The 19,310-nt window shown below is 63.1% G+C and carries 16 protein-coding genes; 1 reads left to right on the forward strand and 15 read right to left on the reverse strand.

The features are described from left to right. Positions 1 to 107: 107 nt before the first annotated feature. The gene (locus FEZ63_RS11305; RefSeq protein WP_150944405.1) at positions 108 to 296 is read right to left on the reverse strand and encodes a hypothetical protein; all 189 of its coding nucleotides are present in this window, start codon (positions 294 to 296) and stop codon (positions 108 to 110) included. 278 nt (positions 297 to 574) lie between these two features. Between FEZ63_RS11305 and FEZ63_RS11310 the strand changes: the two genes are divergently transcribed. Continuing rightward, positions 575 to 2,395 (forward strand): aminopeptidase P family protein, encoded by a 1,821-nt coding sequence (locus tag FEZ63_RS11310; RefSeq protein ID WP_150944407.1) that lies wholly within the window; start codon positions 575 to 577, stop codon positions 2,393 to 2,395. 35 nt (positions 2,396 to 2,430) lie between these two features. Here the strand turns inward: FEZ63_RS11310 and FEZ63_RS11315 are convergent, their stop codons facing one another. The 14 genes from FEZ63_RS11315 to FEZ63_RS11380 all read right to left on the reverse strand — a co-directional run bounded on the left by FEZ63_RS11315 (position 2,431) and on the right by FEZ63_RS11380 (position 19,306). Next, the gene (locus FEZ63_RS11315) at positions 2,431 to 2,730 is read right to left on the reverse strand and encodes an AzlD family protein (protein WP_150944409.1); all 300 of its coding nucleotides are present in this window, start codon (positions 2,728 to 2,730) and stop codon (positions 2,431 to 2,433) included. After that, complete coding sequence (locus tag FEZ63_RS11320; RefSeq protein WP_150944632.1) at positions 2,727 to 3,446, reverse strand: AzlC family ABC transporter permease; 720 nt, start codon at positions 3,444 to 3,446, stop codon at positions 2,727 to 2,729. Before FEZ63_RS11320 ends, FEZ63_RS11315 begins: the two co-directional genes overlap by 4 nt. Before the next feature lie 11 nt (positions 3,447 to 3,457). Next, positions 3,458 to 5,614, reverse strand: coding sequence for an NAD-dependent DNA ligase LigA (ligA, locus tag FEZ63_RS11325; protein WP_201274148.1), 2,157 nt, complete (start codon positions 5,612 to 5,614; stop codon positions 3,458 to 3,460). A 66-nt stretch (positions 5,615 to 5,680) separates the two neighbouring features. Continuing rightward, positions 5,681 to 7,354: a DNA repair protein RecN gene (recN, locus tag FEZ63_RS11330; protein ID WP_150944412.1), complete on the reverse strand. Its 1,674-nt coding sequence runs from the start codon at positions 7,352 to 7,354 to the stop codon at positions 5,681 to 5,683. 12 nt (positions 7,355 to 7,366) lie between these two features. Then, positions 7,367 to 8,263, reverse strand: a complete 897-nt coding sequence (locus tag FEZ63_RS11335; protein ID WP_150944414.1) for an outer membrane protein assembly factor BamD — start codon at positions 8,261 to 8,263, stop codon at positions 7,367 to 7,369. Between the two features lie 187 nt (positions 8,264 to 8,450). Continuing rightward, positions 8,451 to 9,398: a UDP-3-O-acyl-N-acetylglucosamine deacetylase gene (lpxC, locus tag FEZ63_RS11340; protein WP_150944634.1), complete on the reverse strand. Its 948-nt coding sequence runs from the start codon at positions 9,396 to 9,398 to the stop codon at positions 8,451 to 8,453. Positions 9,399 to 9,660: 262 nt separating this feature from the next. Beyond that, a complete protein-coding gene (gene ftsZ, locus FEZ63_RS11345) occupies positions 9,661 to 11,361 on the reverse strand; it encodes a cell division protein FtsZ (protein ID WP_150944416.1) in 1,701 nt (566 codons plus the stop codon). Positions 11,362 to 11,466: 105 nt separating this feature from the next. Beyond that, positions 11,467 to 12,789 (reverse strand): cell division protein FtsA, encoded by a 1,323-nt coding sequence (ftsA, locus tag FEZ63_RS11350; protein ID WP_150944418.1) that lies wholly within the window; start codon positions 12,787 to 12,789, stop codon positions 11,467 to 11,469. Then, on the reverse strand, positions 12,786 to 13,766 hold the full coding sequence (locus FEZ63_RS11355) for a cell division protein FtsQ/DivIB (RefSeq protein ID WP_150944420.1): 981 nt from the start codon (positions 13,764 to 13,766) through the stop codon (positions 12,786 to 12,788). The genes ftsA and FEZ63_RS11355 overlap by 4 nt, the downstream gene beginning before the upstream one ends. Continuing rightward, positions 13,733 to 14,656, reverse strand: a complete 924-nt coding sequence (locus tag FEZ63_RS11360) for a D-alanine--D-alanine ligase (protein WP_150944422.1) — start codon at positions 14,654 to 14,656, stop codon at positions 13,733 to 13,735. The genes FEZ63_RS11355 and FEZ63_RS11360 overlap by 34 nt, the downstream gene beginning before the upstream one ends. Before the next feature lie 57 nt (positions 14,657 to 14,713). Beyond that, positions 14,714 to 15,637 (reverse strand): UDP-N-acetylmuramate dehydrogenase, encoded by a 924-nt coding sequence (gene murB, locus FEZ63_RS11365; RefSeq protein WP_244622757.1) that lies wholly within the window; start codon positions 15,635 to 15,637, stop codon positions 14,714 to 14,716. After that, positions 15,634 to 17,049, reverse strand: coding sequence for a UDP-N-acetylmuramate--L-alanine ligase (gene murC / locus FEZ63_RS11370; RefSeq protein ID WP_150944427.1), 1,416 nt, complete (start codon positions 17,047 to 17,049; stop codon positions 15,634 to 15,636). Before murC ends, murB begins: the two co-directional genes overlap by 4 nt. Next, positions 17,046 to 18,164: an undecaprenyldiphospho-muramoylpentapeptide beta-N-acetylglucosaminyltransferase gene (gene murG, locus FEZ63_RS11375; protein ID WP_150944429.1), complete on the reverse strand. Its 1,119-nt coding sequence runs from the start codon at positions 18,162 to 18,164 to the stop codon at positions 17,046 to 17,048. Before murG ends, murC begins: the two co-directional genes overlap by 4 nt. Then, positions 18,161 to 19,306, reverse strand: a complete 1,146-nt coding sequence (locus tag FEZ63_RS11380; RefSeq protein WP_150944431.1) for an FtsW/RodA/SpoVE family cell cycle protein — start codon at positions 19,304 to 19,306, stop codon at positions 18,161 to 18,163. Before FEZ63_RS11380 ends, murG begins: the two co-directional genes overlap by 4 nt. Between the last annotated feature and the right edge of the window lie 4 nt (positions 19,307 to 19,310).

Below are 19,310 nucleotides of genomic sequence, written 5' to 3' on the forward strand. Positions count from 1 at the left end.
ATGTGCGGATAGCGCAAAGCAAGGACCCGGCGAAGCTCAACGGCGTCGGCAACGATCTCGCGGATGGTCCGGAGGATGGTGATGATCAACATGGTGGCTATCCTCAGTTAGAGTTTGAACGGCAGAAAATCGGCGGCGTCGAGCGCCATCGGCTTTTGTCCGAGGCGACGCAATTCTCGGTCAACGGTCGCCATGCGAACGGTCACGAGGTGGTTGACGAAGCGCTTCGCCAAAAGGATCGGGCTGAAGCCCGCGCGGCCGCCGGAAGCGGCGGATAGGGTTGTGGCGGTAATCATGGGTGCATCTCCAACTGGCTGCTGTGATGACCCTTCTGCGTTCCTCGGTCGTGTTATAGGGTAAAGGTAAGCAGCCATGACCTTTATGTGCAGGGGTCTGAGCAGCATGGAAGCCATGCTCATGTTGCAATGCACAATCCAATTTGCTGATCAGACTCGCATTGGGCGCATAGCAAACGAACAATCTGCCCGTCCTATAACCTGAGAGGGCGGTTGCGGCGTTCTGCACGGCAGCCTAGCGTGGCGCCGTTCAATTCCTGCCCACGGTTATTCAGCTCATGTCCCGCTTCCAAACCTTCGACGAATCAACCTCCCCTGCCCACGGCCCCGAGCGTATCGGGCGAATGCGGGCGGAACTCACACGCCGAGGATTCGATGGCTTCATCGTGCCTCGCGCCGACGAGCATCAGGGCGAATATGTGCCGAAGAGCGCCGAGCGCCTGGCCTGGCTGACCGGGTTTACCGGATCAGCCGGCACCGCTGTGATCCTGGCGGACAAGGCAGCCCTCATCGTCGACGGGCGCTACACCGTTCAGGCCGTCGAGCAGATCGACACGTCGGTCATCACGCCAGTGCAGATGGCCGAGACATCCGCGGAAGATTGGGTGGCGGCGAACCTGCCCCAGGGCGCCGTGCTGGCCTATGATCCCTGGCTTCACACCAGCGAGAATGTGCGGCGCTTCGAAAAGGCCGCTGCGCGCGCGGGCGGCAAACTTGTCGCCAGCGACATGAATCTCGTCGACGTGATCTGGATCGACCGACCGGACTCGCCGCAGGAGCCGGTGCGTCCGCATCCCATCGAATTTGCCGGCGAGACCGCAGCCTCGAAACTGGAGCGCATCCGGACGAAAATGGCCGCCGACAAGGTCGAGGCGCTGGTCGTGTCGGATCCGCACAACCTTGCTTGGGCGTTCAACCTGCGCGGCGGCGATGTGGCTTGCACCCCACTTCCCCTCGGCTACGCCGTCATCCCCCGTGAGGGCCGTGCTCAGTTGTTCTTCGACCCCGTGAAAGTGACGAATGAAGCCGGCGATGCGGTGGGTGACCTCGCCGAATTCACCGCGATCAGCGCCTTTCAAACGGCCCTCGACGAACTTGGACGCTCGGGAAAGAAAGTTCGTGTCGATGCTGCGACCGGTGCCATCGCGATCACGCGACGGATCGAGGCTTCAGGTGGGACGCCGGATGTAGGGGAAGATCCGATCGCGCTGATGAAAGCCGTCAAGAACGAGGCCGAAATCGCCGGCTCGCGTGCGGCACATCTTCGCGACGGCGCCGCTGTGGCACGCTATCTCGCATGGCTGGATCGGGAAGCGCCCGGCGGCCGGATATCGGAAATCGACGCGGTCGAAAAGTTGGAAGCGTTCAGGATCGACACAGGCGCGATCAAGAACATCTCGTTTCCGACGATCTCAGGTGCGGGACCGAACGCCGCCCTGCCGCATTATCGCGTGACGAGTGCGAGCAACCGCAAGCTCGAGAGGGATCAGATCTTCCTGGTCGATTCCGGCGCGCAATACGAGGACGGCACGACGGACGTTACGCGCACCATCATCGTCGGTGAGCCCACACCTGAGATGAAGGACCGTTTCACGCGCGTGTTGAAGGGCCATATCGCCATTGCCACCATCGTGTTTCCGAAAGGCACGAACGGCGCACAGATCGATTCGTTCGCGCGCAAATCGCTGTGGGACGCGGGTCTCGATTTCGACCATGGCACCGGACACGGCATTGGCAGCTATCTGTCGGTGCATGAAGGGCCGCAGCGCATCGCCAAGACGGGCATCACGCCTCTCAAGATCGGGATGATGCTGTCCAACGAGCCCGGCTTTTACAAACAGGGCGAATACGGCATCCGCATCGAGAACCTCATCCTCGTCGAACCTCGAAAAATCGCCGGCGGGGACCGGGAGATGATGGGCTTCGAGACTCTGACCTTCGCTCCCATCGACCTTCGGCTGGTGGATATTTCCATCATGACAGCGGCGGAAATTGCCTGGCTCGACGCCTATCACGCAGCCGTTCGGGAAAAGCTCTCGGCCCTCGTCGATGACGAGACCCGCGCATGGCTCGATCGGGCCACGCGGCCGCTCGGCTAGAGTCGGACGCTCCGACTCTACTTCCTGATTTGCCGCTAAAGCACGGCTCGCAACAGCACGACCGACACGACGCCGACAAGGATCGTTGCGAGCAGCGGCAAACGCGTCGCAACCAAAGCCGTGATGAGGGTGGCAATCGCTTCCGCCCACCCCGTCGTCAGCGCCGTGGGCGCGATGACCGCGACGAGGACTGCGGGCGGAATGGCGTTGAAGGCCGCCTGGGCGCGGCCGGATAGAACCAGCCGGTCGGCGACGAACAAGCCCGCGATGCGCGTCACGTAGGTGGCGACCGCCATCGCGAGGATCGCCAGAAGCGTTGTCGGATCGACATTCATGACTGAGATTTCTCGCGTGACTGAGATTTTTCGCCGGCAGCCAAATACGCCGCGGCGATGCCCGCAAGAGCGCCGGACGCCACATGCCAGGGCGCGCCGATATAGCGATAGACGAGCGCCGCGACCGCTGCACTCACGGCAACCGCGACGAGCATGACGCGACCGCGGCCGAAGCCCGCAATCAACCCGATGAAGAGCGCCGTGAAGGCGAAATCCGCCCCGAGGCGCGCCGGATCCCCAAGGAACGAGCCAAGCACCGCACCGAGGAACGTCGTGATCGTCCAATTGAAGAACAGTACGACGCCCATGACGCCCCAGTAAGCACCGGTGACCGGCCGATCGAGCGCCCGCCGCTCCGACAGCGCCCATGTCTCGTCGGTCAAGAAAAAGAGCGCGACGAACTCCTGTGATCGCGACAACGCGAGCTTGGGCGACAACGATGCGCCCATCAGAATGTGACGCGCGTTGATGAGGAAGGTCGCAAATGCCAGCGTCAGGATAGGAGCCGGGTGGATCCAGGTTTCAATGGCGGCGAATTGTGCGCCGCCCGCAAACACCAGCAGCGACATCAGGCCGACCTCGGCCGGCGACATTCCCTTTGCGACCGCGACAGCGCCGAACAACAGCCCGATGGGAATCGCCGCAATGGCCGCGGGCGCGATATCTCGCAGGCCCGCACGCGCTTCGCTCCAATATGTTCGCGGCGAATGTCTCATCTGATCCACGTTCAGTTTCTCCCGACCAGCACGAACCAGCCGTCCTCGTCCATCACCTGAACGTCGAATTCCTTGGCCTTGTTGAGCTTTGACCCGGCGCCCGGCCCCGCAACGACAATATCGGTTTTCTTCGACACCGAGCCTGCCACCTTCGCGCCGAGGCGTTCCGCCATGGCCTTGGCTTCTTCACGGGTCATCTGTTCGAGCGCGCCGGTAAAGACCACGGTCTTGCCTGCAACGGGCGAGTCAGAGACCGTCGCCTCGACAGGTTCCACGTGGACCTGCGCGAGGAGCGCGTCGAGCATCTCCTCGTTGTGCTGTTCCTTGAAGAACTCGACGATGGCATCCGCCACGACGGAGCCGATGCCGCCGATCGAGGTCAACTCGGCATGTGCATCCGATTCAGGATCGGCCGCAGCTTTCGCGGCTTCCTGGATTGCCTCGAACGTACCGAAATGGCGCGCCAGAAGCTTCGCCGACGTATCGCCGACATGCGGGATTCCGAGCGCGTAGACAAAGCGATTGAGCGCAATGTTGCGGCGCGCTTCGATGGCGGCGAACAGGTTCTTGACGCTGGTGGCGCCCCACCCTTCCCGGTTCTCCAACCGTTGCAGTTTGCCGGCGTTGCGTGCCTCCAAGGTGAAGATGTCCTGTGGGCGCCGGATCGTGCCGTCCGCATAGAGCTCTTCGATTCTCTGCTCGCCCAAACCTTCGATGTCGAAGGCATTGCGCGAGACGAAATGCTTCAGGCGCTCTCGCGCCTGCGCTGGACAGATGAGGCCGCCGGTGCAGCGACGCACCGAATCCTCCTTGCCGGTGCGCGGATTCTGCTCACGCACCGCATGGCTGCCGCAAGCCGGGCAGTTGCTCGGAAAGAGGTAGGGCTTTGCATCAGCGGGGCGCTTTTCGAGCACAACGTCGAGAACCTTGGGAATCACGTCGCCCGCGCGCTGAATGATCACCGTATCGCCGACGCGGATATCGACGCCGTTGCGGATCTTCTCGCCGTTGCCGCCAATGCCGCGGATATAATCCTCGTTGTGCAGCGTGGCGTTCGACACCACCACGCCACCCACCGTAATGGGCCTCAAGCGCGCGAGGGGATTGAGCGATCCGGTCCGGCCGACATTGATCTCGATCGCGTCGAGTATGGTCGTCGCCTGTTGGGCAGGAAACTTGTGCGCGAGCGCCCAGCGCGGCGAGCGCGAGACAAAGCCGAGGCGGGATTGCAGGTTCAGATCGTCGACCTTGTAGACGACGCCGTCGATGTCGTAGCCGAGATTGGCGCGGTTCGTCTCGATGGTCCGGTAATGCTCGAGCAATTCGGCGACCGTCGAACAGCGTCGCGTCAGGGGATTGATGATGAACCCGAAGCGCCGAAACGCGTCGATCATCCCCGATTGCGTATCCGCCGGCATCTCGCTGATCTCGCCCCATCCATAGGCGAAAAAGTGCAGCGGCCGCGACGCGGTGATCGCCGGATCGAGCTGGCGCAGGCTGCCTGCGGCGGCATTGCGCGGGTTGGCGAAAAGCTGTTTGCCGGCGGCAGCCTGCCGTTCGTTGATGGCCGCGAAATCCGCATGCGACAGATAAACCTCGCCGCGCACTTCAAGGATTTCGGGAAAATCTTTGCCGGTCAGCTTTTGCGGAATATCTCCGACGGTTCTGGCATTGGCCGTGACGTCCTCGCCGACCGAACCGTCGCCACGGGTCGCCGCGCTCACGAGCCGCCCATGCTCGTACCGCAAGCTCAAGGACAGGCCGTCGATCTTGGGCTCAGCCGTGAAAATCACCGGCGCGTCAGCCTTGATCTGCAGGAAGCGCCGGATTCGCTCGACGAATTCCTCGACCTCCTCATCGGCGAAGGCATTGGCCAGCGACAGCATCGGGGCCCGATGCCGGATCTTGCTGAATTTTTCAGACGGCTTCGAGCCGACCTTCCGGGTCAGGCTCTCAGTCGATTTCAGCTCCGGGAACTGAGCCTCCAGCGCCTCGTAGCGCAGGCGCAGGGCATCGTATTCCGCATCCGACACCGAGGGAGCATCGTCCTCGTAATAGCGTCGGTCATGCTGCGCGATCTCCCGCGCCAGCGCCTCGTGCTCCAGGCGCGCGGCGGCCGGCGTCAGTTGATCGACAGGCTTCGGCGGAGTCGGTTTGTTTTCGGGCATGTTCGAATCGGCAAATGGAACCGTGAGAACCATAGCGTCCTGAATGGGACAGGCCAGTGCGGATCGTCAGTTCGTCGCGGCTTCCAACAAGCGCGAGGCGGCCGCCCGCGCCTCCTCGGTAATGGTCGCGCCCGCCAGCATCCGGGCGATCTCCTCCCGCCGCGGCGAGGCCTCCAGCGGCACCACGCGGGTTGCAACCCGGTCGGAGCCGCGCACGCCCTCCTTGGCGATGAGGAAATGGCTCATGGCGCGGGCAGCCACCTGAGGTGCGTGGGTCACGGCCATGACCTGGACCCGTCCGGCCAGCCGGGCCAGCCGGTGGCCGATCGCATCCGCCACAGCGCCGCCGACACCGGTATCGATCTCGTCGAACACAAGGGTGGGAGCCGAGCCTTTGTCGGCCAGCACCACCTTGAGCGCCAGCATGAACCGGGACAACTCGCCACCCGACGCGACTTTCATCAACGGGCCGGCCTTGGTGCCCGGATTGGTCTGGGCCCAGAATTCGACGCGATCGAAGCCGCTGGCGTCGCGGCTTGCCTCGTCGGTCTGAATTTCGGTGATAAAGCGCGCCCGCTCCAGTTTCAGCGGTGGAAGCTCGGCCTGAACCGCCAGATCGAGGGCTTCGGCGGCCTTCCTTCGCCCTGCGGAGAGCTTTTTTGCCGCCGTCACATAGGCCCTGTCGGCCTCCGCCGCGTCCTTCTCGAGCGCGCCGAGTTTTTCCTCGCCGGCATCGATGGAAGCAAGGTCCTCGACGAACCGCTGACGCAAAGCCGCAAGCCCATCGGCCGGCACATCATATTTCCGGGCCGCCGCGCGCAAGGCGAAGAGGCGTTCTTCCGTTTGCTCCAGTTCGCGCGGGTCGAACTCAGCGGCGCGAAGGGCGTCCTGAAGGGCCGTGCGAGCCTCGTCAATGGCAAGCAGCGCGGCGTCCAGCGCCTTGACGCTCGGGTCGACGAGGGTGGGCGCCTGGGCGCTCCGGCGTTCGAGCTTGCGCACGGCCGCAGACAAGACCGGAACCGGTGACGCAGAGCCCGCGACCGCCTCGAACGCGTCGGTCAGGTCCTGCGCAACCTTTTCCGATTGCATCATCACGACGCGACGCTCCGCGAGGGCTTCCTCCTCGCCGCTCTTGGGCGCAAGCTTGCTCAGTTCCTCCACCGCATGGCGAAGAAAATCGGTCTCCTTGCGGGCCTTCTCGATGCGGCCCCGGTGATCCTGCAAGGCCTGCCGCGCATCACGCACTTGGCGCGCGGCCGCGTGCACCGCCTGCACCTCCGGCATCAATCCACCGAAGGCATCGAGAATCGCGCGATGCGAAACGGAATCGACGAGCGCGCGATCGTCGTGCTGCCCGTGGATTTCCACAAGTGTCGAGCCGATCGCCTTGAGCACCTGCACACTGACCGGCTGATCATTGACGAAGGCGCGTGTCCGACCATCGGAGACCTGGACGCGACGAAGGATCAGATCGCCGTCGATATCGATATCGGCCTCGGTCGCGATGAGACGCGCCGGATGATTGTGGGGACAATCGAACACGGCCGTGATCTGGCCCTGCGCTTCCCCATGCCGAACGAGACTTCCATCGCCCCGTCCGCCAAGAGCCAGCGCGAAGGCGTCGAGCAAGATCGACTTGCCCGCTCCGGTTTCGCCGGTGAGGACGGAGAGGCCCTCATGGAAATGCAGCTCGAGCTTGTCGATGAGGACGATGTCGCGAATCGCAAGCTGGATCAGCATGGAGGGTAAGGCTTAGCCTGTCTTCTGACCGACCTGGGGCACACCGCGGAACGCCTTGCTGATCCAGGAACCGGAATCCTCGCGCGGCTCGACGCCGCCCTTGGTCAGGAGAGCATGGGCGTCCTTGTACCAAGGACTGTCAGGGAAATTGTGACCGAGAACCGCAGCGGCGGTTTGCGCCTCGTTGACGATGCCCATGGCCATGTAGGCTTCAGTGAGACGTTCCAGTGCCTCTTCCACATGGCGGGTTGTCTGATAACGCGACACGACCGAGCGGAACCGGTTGATGGCGCCTGAATAATTGCGCTTCTGCAAGTAGAAGCGGCCGACCTCGAGCTCCTTGCCCGCAAGTTGGTCGCTCGCGACTTGGATCTTCTTCTTGGCATCGGCGACGTATTCGGAATTCGGATAGCGCTGGACGAGTTCCTGCAACGCCAGGATTGCCCGCTCAGACTTCTCCTGATCGCGGGTGATGTCCGGGATCTGATCGTAATAGGACGACGCCATCAGGTATTGGGCATAGGCGGCATCGGGCGTGCTCGGATGCTGCTGAAGATAGCGCTTCGCCGCCGTGATCGATTCCTCATAAAGCCCGCCCTCGTAATTGGCGTAAGCCTCCATGATCAGCGCCTTGCGCGACCATTCGGAATAAGGGTTTTGCTTCTCGAGCGTGCTGAACTTCTTGGCGGCGCCCTCGTAATCCTTCTTCTGGATCCGGGCCAGGCCATCGTTATAGAGCGTCTCGCCGGGAAGGTCCGAGACGATCTCCGGCTTATAGGTCTCGCTCTTGTCGAACGGATTGAGCGACGACAGGGTATCGCACCCGGCCAGGGTTACCCCGCAGGTCGCGATAACCAGCGCGCGAACTCCCGCGCTTCTCAAGCCCAAATAAGCCTTCGCGAACGACATGCCTCGCGGCCCTCCGAAAAACGCGCACAATTGTAACGGTGCTCTGAGGCTCTTTACCCTATGCTTACGGAAAGAGCCAACCCCATCGCGCTGCCTTTACCCATCCGTGTGACCGGAATAGGGCAAAAGTCGCCACCTCCGGATGTTCGGGGGCGTGAAAGCGGCCGGCGAATGGTGAGATGAAATACTAGAGAACTTCCGGCGCATAGGCAGGCACGGCGATGTTGTTGCCGATCTCTGCGTAACCGGTCTCGCGGCGCGCGCCGGCATCGACGATGGTGTAATTCGCGCGGTTGGAGAACAGCGCTTCGAGAACCGCGAAATTCATGCGATGGCCGCCGCAGAACGACCGATAAGTCCCGAGAAGCGGCAGTCCCGCGAGGGACAGGTCCCCGACGGCGTCGAGGATCTTGTGTCGGACGAATTCGTCCGCATAACGCAAACCCTCGGGGTTCATCACCCCGTCCTCGCCGATCGCCACCGTGTTGTCGAGCGAGGCGCCGAGCGCAAAGCCGGCATTCCAAAGCTTCTCGACGTCGCACATGAAGCCGAAGGTGCGGGCCCGTGAGATGTCACGACGGAAGGTCGTGGGTGAAAGATCGATCGCCTTGCTTTGACGGCCGATGACCGAGGTCGGGAAGTCGATCTCGACCTCGAGACGGAAGGCCCGATCGTTCGGGGTCAATTCGGCGAAAGCCTTGCCCTGGGCGACGCGGACCGGCTTGAGAACCTTGAGGTAGCGGCGCGACGATCCCTGAAGCGCCAAGCCGACCTCGTCGATAGCCTCGATAAACGGCGCCGAGCTGCCGTCGAGGATCGGTACTTCCGGGCCGTCGATTTCGACCAGGACGTTATCGACCCCGAGGCCGGTAAGGGCCGCCATCAGGTGTTCGATGGTCGCAACCGCACCCGTCTGGCGATCTCCGATGACGGTGCACAGCTCGGTCGCGGTAACGGTCAGGTGCCGCGCGTCGATGAGACGGTCACGACCGCCGGGAAGACCGGTGCGGAGAAAAACAACGCCATGATTCGCTTCAGCAGGGTGAAGGACAATCCTCACCTCGTCTCCGGAATGGACGCCGACACCGGTGAGGTTGACGGCTGCGCGGAGAGTTGTTTGCTGGCTTTGCTTCATCATTTGCGACCTCGAACACAAATGCCGCGATTCGGCTGCTTGCGTCCGCTGTTTCTCTTTGTTTACGGCGGTTTCCGGGGCGAATCCGCTCTCTTAGACTTGAGGGCAACATAGGGCCCGGTAAGAGCGAGGCCAAATCACGCTTGGTTACGATCTGTAACAAACTGAACGTTTCGTAAACTGTTGACATTCTTAACAATTACGAAAACGCCCCCAGCCGGGTCAGGGCTGAGGGCGAGGGTGTCGTTGCGTCGTCGGGCGATCAGTTCGCCTGGCGGCGCAGGAAGGCCGGGATCTCGAGCTGATCGTCTTCCATGTTGCGTGGAGCCGGAGCCATTCTTCCCTGCGGGTCGAGATGGCCTTGAGCAGGGCGGTATCCCTGCGGCGGGACCGGGCGCTTGGCGTATTCTGCATGAACCGGGGACATCTGCTGACGCGGAGCCTCCGGCTGGCGCTGCGGAGCAGGCTCCGGATGCACCTCGTCCTTGCGGCCGAACCCAACGGTGGCAAGCCTCTGCAGGAGCGACATCGGCTTGGGATCGTGCGCCGTCTCCCCGCGGCTGGCGCGGATCTGGTTCTGGGCAGGAACCGGCAACTCGTCGATCCGCGGCATGCGGGCCGGCCGCATGGCCCGTTCGGCCTGAGGCGGAATGAAGGCGCCCTGAGCCATCTGCTCGTCGTGGTACTGCGGCTCCGGCATCGCCGGGGTTTCATACACCATCGCCTGCTTCGGCTGCGCCGGCGTCAGAACCACGTCGTCCCGGATGACCGGCTGCGGCGCAGGTTCCATGACGTCCGGCATCGGCGCGTAGGCAGCAACCGGCATCGGCGCCGGGGCGGTTTCGATCGCTTTCACGGGCTCTGCCTGGGTGGCAGCGCGAAAGGTCGGAACGGCCTGGGTCTGGGCGACGCGGGCGCGGGCTTCGGCGCGAAGACGCTCGGCGACCTCGGAGATCCGCTGCTCCGTCGAGGACAGGTCCACGCCTTCAGCGATCAACGCCTGGTCGATTCCCGTCGCCACAACCGACACGCGGATGATGCCTTCGAGGCTCTCGTCGAACGTGGCGCCGAGAATGATGTTGGCGTCCTGATCGACTTCCTCGCGGATCCGTGTTGCGGCCTCGTCGAGCTCGTAGAGAGTGAGGTCGTTGCCGCCCGTGATGGAGATCAGCAGGCCGCGCGCGCCCTTCATCGAGACATCGTCGAGAAGCGGATTGGCGATGGCAGCTTCGGCCGCGCGGATGGCGCGGTTTTCGCCGGAGGCCTCGCCGGTTCCCATCATCGCCTTGCCCATGCCGCGCATGACGGAGCGGACGTCGGCGAAGTCGAGGTTGATGAGACCTTCCTTGACCATTAGATCGGTGATGCAGGCAACGCCCGAATAGAGCACCTGGTCGGCCATCGCGAAGGCGTCGGCGAAGGTGGTTTTCTCAGTCGCGACGCGGAACAGGTTCTGGTTCGGGATCACGATCAGCGTATCGACCGATTGCTGCAATTCGTTGATGCCGGATTCAGCAAGACGCATGCGGCGCACGCCTTCGAACTGGAAGGGCTTGGTGACCACGCCGACGGTGAGGATGCCAAGTTCCCGAGCCGCTCGGGCGATGACCGGAGCAGCACCGGTGCCGGTGCCGCCGCCCATGCCGGCGGTGATGAACACCATGTGCGAACCGGAGAGCTGATCGCGGATCTCGTCCATCACCTCCTCGGCGGCTGCGCGGCCGACCTCCGGCTGGGAGCCGGCGCCGAGACCTTCGGTCACCTGCAGGCCCATCTGGATGATGCGTTCCGCCTTTGACGACGTCAAAGCCTGCGCGTCGGTATTCGCGACCACGAACTCGACGCCCAACAGACCGGATTCGATCATGTTGTTGACGGCGTTACCGCCGGCGCCACCGACGCCGAACACGGTGATGTGGGGCTTGAGTTCCCGGATGTCTGGAGCTTGCAGATTGATTGCCATGACCTGTTGCCTCTTTTGGCCTTTGTACCGTTAGCGTTTGGCCGACGCTTACCCTTGGTGACTTCAACTCTGAGACGGTGGCCGCCGCACCACCGCCCTACTCTCTTAAAAACTCTCGCGAATCCAGCGGCCCACCCGAGAGATGTAGCCGTCGGTTCCGGTACCCTGAAACAAGCCGCTGGAACGCGGCTCGAAATACTCGATGTGCGCCACCTGCGGATAAACGAGGAGGCCGACTACCGCCGAGAAGGCGGGGCCCTTCGCCGCTTCGGGCAAACCCTTGATGCCGAGCGGACGCCCGACACGAACCTGCCCTTGCAAGATGCGCCGCGCCGTTTCCGGCAGCCCGACGAGCTGGCTTGCGCCGCCCGTCAAAACGACCCGTCGTCCGGCCTGCGCCGCAAACCCGGCATTCTTCAACCGGTCGCGAACAAGTTCGAGAACTTCCTCGACTCGCGGCCTGATGATCCGCACCAGATGCGACTTCGGCAGATGGTTCGGAACATCACGTTCATCCTCATCGACCTGCGGCACGGCGATCATGTCGCGATCGTCGGCGCTCGAGGCGATGGCGGACCCGTAGAGCGTCTTGAGCCGTTCGGCGGCCGAAACTCTGGTGGTGAGACCGCGGGCGATATCCATCGTCACGTGATGACCGCCGACGGCGATCGCGTCCGTGTGAACCAGATGACCATTGGCAAAGATGCCGACGCTCGTGGTGCCGCCGCCCATGTCGACAACCGCGCAACCCATGTCGGCTTCATCATCCACGAGGGCGGAAAGACCCGCCGCATATGGCGTCGCAATCACCGCCTCGATGCCAAGGTGGCAGCGCTCGACCGCCAGCATCAGATTGCGTGCGGCAGCGGCTTCCGACGACACCACGTGCAGATCCACGCCGAGCCGTTCGCCGATCATGCCGTCAGGATCGACGATGTGGTTTTGTGCATCGAGGGAAAAGCCGGTCGGAAGAGCATGCAACACGGCCCTGCCTTGCCGCAGATCCTGGCTGCTTGCCGTATCGAGCACGCGGTGGACGTCGCCCGGGCCAACCGCGCCGCGGACGTTCACATGCGCGTCGAAATGCTCGGAACTGAGACGGCCTCCCGTGAGGTTCACGATAACCGATTGAATCTCGACTTTCGCCATCCGCTCGGCCGCATGAACGGCTTGCCGGATTGCGCCTTCGGCCGCTTCGAGATCGACGATTACGCCGCCTTTCAAGCCCGCCGAACGCTGATGACCGATGCCGAGGATACGCGCCACATGGGTGCGACCGCGCAGCGACTCGATCTCGTCGACCGGCTTCAACTCTGCGACGACGCACACCACCTTGCTGGTTCCAATATCGAGAACCGACAGAATCGCGCTCTTGCGCGCGGAGAGCGGCTTCAGGCGCGGTGTCAAACCTTGACCTGAGAGACTCATGTATCGACCCCCTTGCCGCGCATTTTTTTCTGTTTGAGCGCATCGGCACGAGCCGAGGCAGCTTCTTCCGTAAGGCGAACGACAACCCGGTCCGGCATGCGCAGATCGACTGCCAGCACGTCCTTCTCCAGAATTTTCTGTTCACGTTCGAGTTTGACGAGGCGCGATACCGCATCAGCAGCGCCCCGCTCCGGCAGGCGCACGTCCATGCCGTTGTCCATTTTGAGGTTCCAGCGCCGCCCGGAGACGAGCGTGCCTGCGCGGATGCGGCTCTTGAGAGGGCCTGCGGCCTCAAGCAGGTTAAGGTAATCGTTGTTGCGCAGATTGGCTCTATCGCCGACAACCAATGGCAGGCCGATGAAACGCCCGTCCTGCATCAGATCGATGACGGTGCCGTCCGACGCGATGATGAAGAGTTCGCCGTTGAGCTGCCAGAGTGCATGCGGCGCGCGCTCCGTGAGGCCGATCACCAGTTCGTTCGGGTAAAGCTTGCGCACCGATGCACTGCTGACCAGCGGCACCCGCTCGAGACGTTCACGAACCTCGTTCACGTCGAGAAAGGGAAGCGACACGCGCCAATCGAGACCAGCGGCCGCCAAAACCTCGTTCTCGCGCATTTGCGCGATCCCCGAGATCGTGACTTGTTCCAAGCCGAGTCCGGCCAGCCGCGCCGCCGCATGATGCGGTTCCCCGTGCGAGCGAATGAAGTCATCGAGGTGACCGCCCTGCCAGAGCCCGACGGTCACGACAGCCGCAAGGAAGCCGAGAGTCAGCCCCGATCCGAGGTGGCGCGGGATGCGGCGGGCAAGCGGCAGGCTGTCCGAACGCCGGCGCACACTGCGGGATGAACTGAAGATCTTAACGAATGGCAGTCTGGTGGATTGACGTTTTGCTGGTTCGTAGGTGTTGACGCGCGCAACCGTGCCGCCGGCCCGGGAGGCCGTCATCGGTTGCAGGTAGCGTCCTCCACCATCCATCGTACAAGCTCACCAAACGAATAGCCCGCATGGGCTGCCAATTCTGGCACCAAGCTCGTCTCGGTCATGCCGGGTTGCGTGTTGACTTCGAGGACCACGAGTTCCCCGGTTCCCCCGGGGGTGTCGTCGTATCTCAGGTCAGCGCGACTGATTCCGCGGCAGCCGAGCGCTTGATGCGCCGTTAACGCTAACTCTTGGACCTTTTGGTAAATATTCGGTTTAATTTCTGCCGGGAGCACGTGAATGGAGCCGCCCTTGGCGTACTTTGCGTCATAATCGTAGAAGACACCCGTGGCGGGCCTGATATCGATCACGCCGAGGGCCCGGTCGCCCATCACCGCACAGGTCAGTTCGCGACCCGCAACATATGATTCGACAAGGACTTTTTCGCCGAAGGCCCAATCCTCGCGGAGCAATTCCTGCGGCGGATGCGAGCGGTCCTCGCGCACGATGATGACCCCCAGGGAGGAGCCCTCATCGACCGGTTTGACCACATAAGGAGCCGGCAGGACGTGGCTCTTCGCCGCGTCGAAACGGTTAACGACGATCCCTTTCGGCACCGGCACCCCGGCCGCCGCCATGACCAGCTTCGCCTTGTCCTTCTGCACCGCCAGCGCCGACGAGAGGACACCCGAATGCGTGTAGGGAATCCGCAAAATCTCGAGCAGACCCTGCATCGTGCCGTCCTCGCCGCCCCGCCCATGCAGCGCGTTGAACACGACATCCGGCGCTGTCGCCTGGACGACGGTTGCGATATCGGGCTGCACATCGATGGGGGTCACCCGATAGCCCTGTTCTTCCAAGGCCTTGCAGCAGGCGCGACCGGATGCGAGGCTGACCTCGCGCTCCGCCGACCAACCACCCAGAAGAACGGCGACGTGCTTGCTCATGATAGACTCCCAACGTCCCGTCGATCGGTCGCGATCGCGGGCTGATTCTGATTCGGATCAGGCAAGAGCCTGACCGACGCGTTTGATTTCCCAATCGAGTTCCACGCCCGACGTCTCGCGCACGCGGCGTCGAACGTCTTCACCGAGATTTTCGATGTCGGTCGCCGTCGCCGCACCGTGGTTGATGAGAAAATTGCAATGCATCTCCGAGACCTGTGCGTCCCCGATGCGCAAACCGCGACACCCCGCCTTGTCGACGAGTTCCCAGGCCTTGAGGCCGGGGGGATTTTTGAAGGTCGAGCCACCCGTGCGGGTATTCACGGGCTGCGTCGAAGACCGCGCCTCCGTGATCGCGTTCATTTCGCCGAGAATCGTCTCCGGATCCCCCGGCTTTCCCTGAAAGAGCGCTTCGGTAAAAATGACATCGTCCGGCACACCGGTGTGGCGGTAAGAGAAACCCATTTGCTGGTTGCTGAAGGACACCCTTTCGCCGCGGCGCGTTAAACCCACCGCCTCGACCAGAACATCCTTCGTTTCGCCCCCGTAGGCGCCACCGTTCATGCGCAGGGCGCCGCCAATCGTGCCAGGAATTCCCCGCAGGAACGACAAGCCGGAGATCCCCGCATCGGCGGCCACGCGCGCCACTTTCACATCGGGCGCACCGGCGCCCGCGCGGATGCGATAACCCGGCAGGCTTGTAATTTCCGAGAAGGCTTTGCCCAAACGGATCATGACACCTGCCCAGCCGCCGTCGCGAATCAGGAGGTTGGACCCCAGCCCGACCACAAGCACCGGCATCGCAGGATCAAGCCGCGACAAAAAATACCCCAGGTCCTCAGCGTCGGCCGGTGAGAAAAGCACCTGCGCCGGGCCGCCGGTGCGAAACCACGACAGTGGCGCCGTCGGCGCGTTCGCCTCCAGCTTGCCGCGCAAATTCGGCATCGACGATTTGAGGGCTCCGGTTATGTCCGGAAACATCAAGCAGCCTTCTCGGACAGGGCGTCGAGTTCTCCGGGCAGCGCGTAGGCCCATTGGGTGATGTTCCCCGCACCGAGGCAGACCACGTAGTCGCCCGGCTTGGCGAGACCCTTGACGAGGCCTGCGAGATCCTCCGATTTTTCGAGCGCCATCGCGTTGCGATGTCCCCGGGCCTTGAGACCGGCCACGAGATCATCGCGATCGGCGCCCGGAATCGGCTGCTCGCCGGCCGCATAGACCGGCGCCACGATCACCGCATCGGCATCGTTGAAACAGGTGCAGAACTGGTCGAAGAGCGACGACAAGCGCGTGTACCGATGCGGCTGAACCACCGCGATCACCTGCCCGCCCGTGGAGGCGCGTGCTGCCTTCAGGGTGGCGGCGATCTCGATCGGATGGTGACCGTAATCGTCGAAGATCGTGGCACCGTTCCAGGCGCCCGTACGGGTGAAGCGCCGCTTCACGCCGCCGAAACTGGCAAGCGCCTTGCGGATCGCATCCGGCGAGACGCCAAGTTCGTGTGCGACGGCAATTGCCGCTGTCGCATTGAGCGCATTGTGCGCGCCGGGCATCGGCATGACGAGATCTTCAAGTTCGATCCTCAGCCCGGGGCGCCGGTCGCGGATCATGACGCGGAACCGGCTTTGTCCGTCACGCGTGTCGATATCCATCAGGCGCACGTCAGCCTGAGGGTTCTCGCCGTAGGTGATGATGCGGCGGTCCTCGATATGCCCGACGAGATCCTGGACGGTCGGATGATCGATGCACATGACGGCGAAGCCATAGAACGGGATCGAATCGATAAACCGCCGGAAGGCTTCCTTGATGGCATCGAAAGTCCCGAAATGATCGAGATGCTCGGCGTCGATATTGGTCACGATGGCAACGTCGGCCGGAAGCTTGAGGAACGTGCCGTCGGATTCGTCCGCCTCGACCACCATCCACTGCCCTTCGCCCATGCGAGCGTTGGTGCCATAGGCGTTGATGATGCCGCCGTTGATGACCGTCGGATCGAGCCCGCCCGCATCCAGCAGGGTTGCGACAAGCGACGTGGTCGTGGTCTTGCCGTGCGTTCCGGCAACTGCGACGCAGGATTTGAAACGCATCAGTTCCGCGAGCATTTCCGCGCGCCGCACCACCGGAAGGCGCTTCTCGCGCGCCATCGCCAGCTCGGGATTGTCCCGCTTGATCGCGGTGGAGACCACGACGATCTCCGCGTCCTCCACGTTGTCGGCCTTGTGTCCGATGAACGTCTTGATACCCTTATCGGCCAGCCGCTTGACATTATAGTTGTCGGCCGCATCCGAGCCCTGCACCGTATAGCCAAGGTTGTGCATGACCTCAGCGATACCCGACATGCCGATGCCGCCGATACCGATGAAGTGAATGGGTCCAAGCTTCGGCGGCAATTTCATGTGTTTCTTCCGTTTTCGTGAGAGGAGGCCAGTTCGAGAACTGCCTGCGCGAGGCGCTCAGCCGCATCGGTGATGCTGGCGCTATGCGCGGCACGGGCGGCCTTGGTCAAGTCTTCCGGCCCTTCGAGCGCCTTACGGAGCTCGGCAGCCAGCCGGTCGGGCGTAAACGCCACTTGTGGAAGAACGATGGCCGCGCCGATACTGCCGAGAGCGTTTGCGTTGGCAGCCTGGTCCTGGTCGATCGCACCCGGCAGGGGCACGAGGATCGAGGGTCTGCCGATCGCCGCGAGTTCGGCCACGGTCGAGGCGCCGGAACGCGAGATCACGAGGTGTGCCTCGGCGATGCGCCGCGGCAGATCCTTGAAAAACGGCTCGACTTCCGAGGCAATCCCGAGGCGTTTGTAATGATCGCGCACCCGATCGAGGTCCTCGCTCCTTGCCTGCTGGACGATCACGATCCGGGCTCGCAAATCCGGCGCCAGGCCTTCGATGGCGGAGGGAATCACATCGCTCATCACGCGCGCGCCCTGACTGCCGCCGGTCACGAGCAGATTGAAGCGCTCACCCGGACCTGGCGCCCGATATGGCGTCTGGGCTGCCTCACGCACGGCGGGGCGGATCGGGTTTCCGGTTTGCAGCACGCGCCCGGGGATGTTGTTCGGGATGCCCCTCGTGTCTGGAAAGCCCGTCGCGATCAGCGACGCGCGGCGGGCCAGAAAGCGATTCGCGCGCCCCATCACGCCATTTGCCTCATGGATGACGCTTGGAATACGCAGGATTGACGCGGCGATCACCGGAGGCACGGTCGGATATCCACCGAAGCCGACCACCATTGCGGGCTTCAGTCGGCGAAGCGCCGGGATTGCCATGAGCGTCCCGCGGCCCAATTGAAAGGCCGCCCTCATCATCTGCGGAACCGAGCGACCCGACGGTGTGGCGGACGGAATTTCGATGATCTCATCGGCCGGAAAGGACGCCGAATAGGCGTTGGCGCGTTTATCCGTTGCGAGCACGATCCGCGCGCCGGCCTGTTTCAACGCGTTCGCCAGCGCCTCCGCTGGAAAAAGATGTCCGCCCGTCCCCCCGGCCGTAACAACGATCAGGGGTGCTGTCATCGACGCGACCAATCCTGATTGAAGCTGTCCATCATCTCGGCGCGCGGACGACGACGAGTGAGCGCGATCAGGAAGCCCATGGCGAGCGCTAGCGAAAGCAGCGACGAGCCACCGTAGGAAATAAACGGCAACGTCATGCCTTTCGCCGGCATGAGGTGAACGTTCACCATCATGTTGATGCAGGCCTGGAGCCCGAACATGAACACGATGCCCGTCGCAGCGAGCCGACAGAAGGTATCCTCGCTGCGCCGCGCAAGCGACAATCCGCGCAGGACGATGAAGGCGAAGAGCAGCAGCAGGATCATGCAGACGACGATGCCGAACTCCTCCGCGGTCACCGCAAAAATGAAGTCTGTATGCGCGTCGGGAAGGATGCGCTTGACCGTTCCCTCACCCGGACCGCGCCCGAGCCAGCCGCCTCGTGAAAACGACTCCATGGCAGTGTCGACCTGGAACGTGTCGCCGGAGGATTTGTCCATGAAACGCTCGAAGCGCGCACGGACGTGCGGCAGGAACTCATAGGCCGCCACGATGCCCACGAGGCCGGCGCCGCCAAGCCCCATCACCCAGAACCAATGCAGGCCGGCGATGAAGAAAAGACCGCACCACACCACGGTGACAAGCATGGTCTGGCCGAAATCCGGCTGAAGAATGAGCGGAATGATCGTGGCCGGCAGGATCAGGAACCCCAGCAGCGCTCCCGGCATATCCTTGCGGCGGCCGCCTTCGGAGAAAGCCCAGGCGGCGAGCACGACGAACGCCGGTTTGACGAATTCCGATGGCTGAATACCAAGCGGACCGATCACTATCCAGCGATGTGCGCCCTTGATTTCCGGACCGTACTGGAAGGCCAGAAGGATCAGCACCATGCCGATGAAATAGACCGCCAGCGCGAGGCGTCTCAAATGGCGAAGCGACAGAAAAGACACCGACAGCAGGATGGCGACCGCCGGCATGAGAAACAGGACCTGGCGGTTCACGAAATGGAACGTGGAGAGCCCCAGTCGCTCCGCAACAGGCGGGCCCCCCGCCATGAGGAACACCAGTCCCGCGAGAGCAAGGATCGCCAATGCGGCCAGAAGCGAACGGTCGACCGTCCACCACCAGTCGCCGAAGGCTGAGCGTTCCGCGCGTGACACCATGACG

The sequence above is a fragment of the Microvirga brassicacearum genome (assembly GCF_008757455.1).
In the GTDB taxonomy this organism is placed as follows: Bacteria; Pseudomonadota; Alphaproteobacteria; order Rhizobiales; family Beijerinckiaceae; genus Microvirga; species Microvirga brassicacearum.

Coding starts and splice junctions, on each gene's coding strand:
- FEZ63_RS11320 (WP_150944632.1), bottom strand. CDS start 3,446: ATGAGACATTCGCCGCGAACATATTGGAGCGAAGCGCGTGCGGGCCTG.
- ftsA (WP_150944418.1), bottom strand. CDS start 12,789: ATGAGTCTCTCAGGTCAAGGTTTGACACCGCGCCTGAAGCCGCTCTCC.
- FEZ63_RS11380 (WP_150944431.1), bottom strand. CDS start 19,306: ATGGTGTCACGCGCGGAACGCTCAGCCTTCGGCGACTGGTGGTGGACG.
- ligA (WP_201274148.1), bottom strand. CDS start 5,614: ATGCCCGAAAACAAACCGACTCCGCCGAAGCCTGTCGATCAACTGACG.
- FEZ63_RS11360 (WP_150944422.1), bottom strand. CDS start 14,656: ATGAGCAAGCACGTCGCCGTTCTTCTGGGTGGTTGGTCGGCGGAGCGC.
- ftsZ (WP_150944416.1), bottom strand. CDS start 11,361: ATGGCAATCAATCTGCAAGCTCCAGACATCCGGGAACTCAAGCCCCAC.
- FEZ63_RS11305 (WP_150944405.1), bottom strand. CDS start 296: ATGATTACCGCCACAACCCTATCCGCCGCTTCCGGCGGCCGCGCGGGC.
- FEZ63_RS11310 (WP_150944407.1), top strand. CDS start 575: ATGTCCCGCTTCCAAACCTTCGACGAATCAACCTCCCCTGCCCACGGC.
- lpxC (WP_150944634.1), bottom strand. CDS start 9,398: ATGAAGCAAAGCCAGCAAACAACTCTCCGCGCAGCCGTCAACCTCACC.
- murG (WP_150944429.1), bottom strand. CDS start 18,164: ATGACAGCACCCCTGATCGTTGTTACGGCCGGGGGGACGGGCGGACAT.
- FEZ63_RS11315 (WP_150944409.1), bottom strand. CDS start 2,730: ATGAATGTCGATCCGACAACGCTTCTGGCGATCCTCGCGATGGCGGTC.
- FEZ63_RS11335 (WP_150944414.1), bottom strand. CDS start 8,263: ATGTCGTTCGCGAAGGCTTATTTGGGCTTGAGAAGCGCGGGAGTTCGC.
- murC (WP_150944427.1), bottom strand. CDS start 17,049: ATGAAATTGCCGCCGAAGCTTGGACCCATTCACTTCATCGGTATCGGC.
- FEZ63_RS11355 (WP_150944420.1), bottom strand. CDS start 13,766: ATGGATGGTGGAGGACGCTACCTGCAACCGATGACGGCCTCCCGGGCC.
- recN (WP_150944412.1), bottom strand. CDS start 7,354: ATGCTGATCCAGCTTGCGATTCGCGACATCGTCCTCATCGACAAGCTC.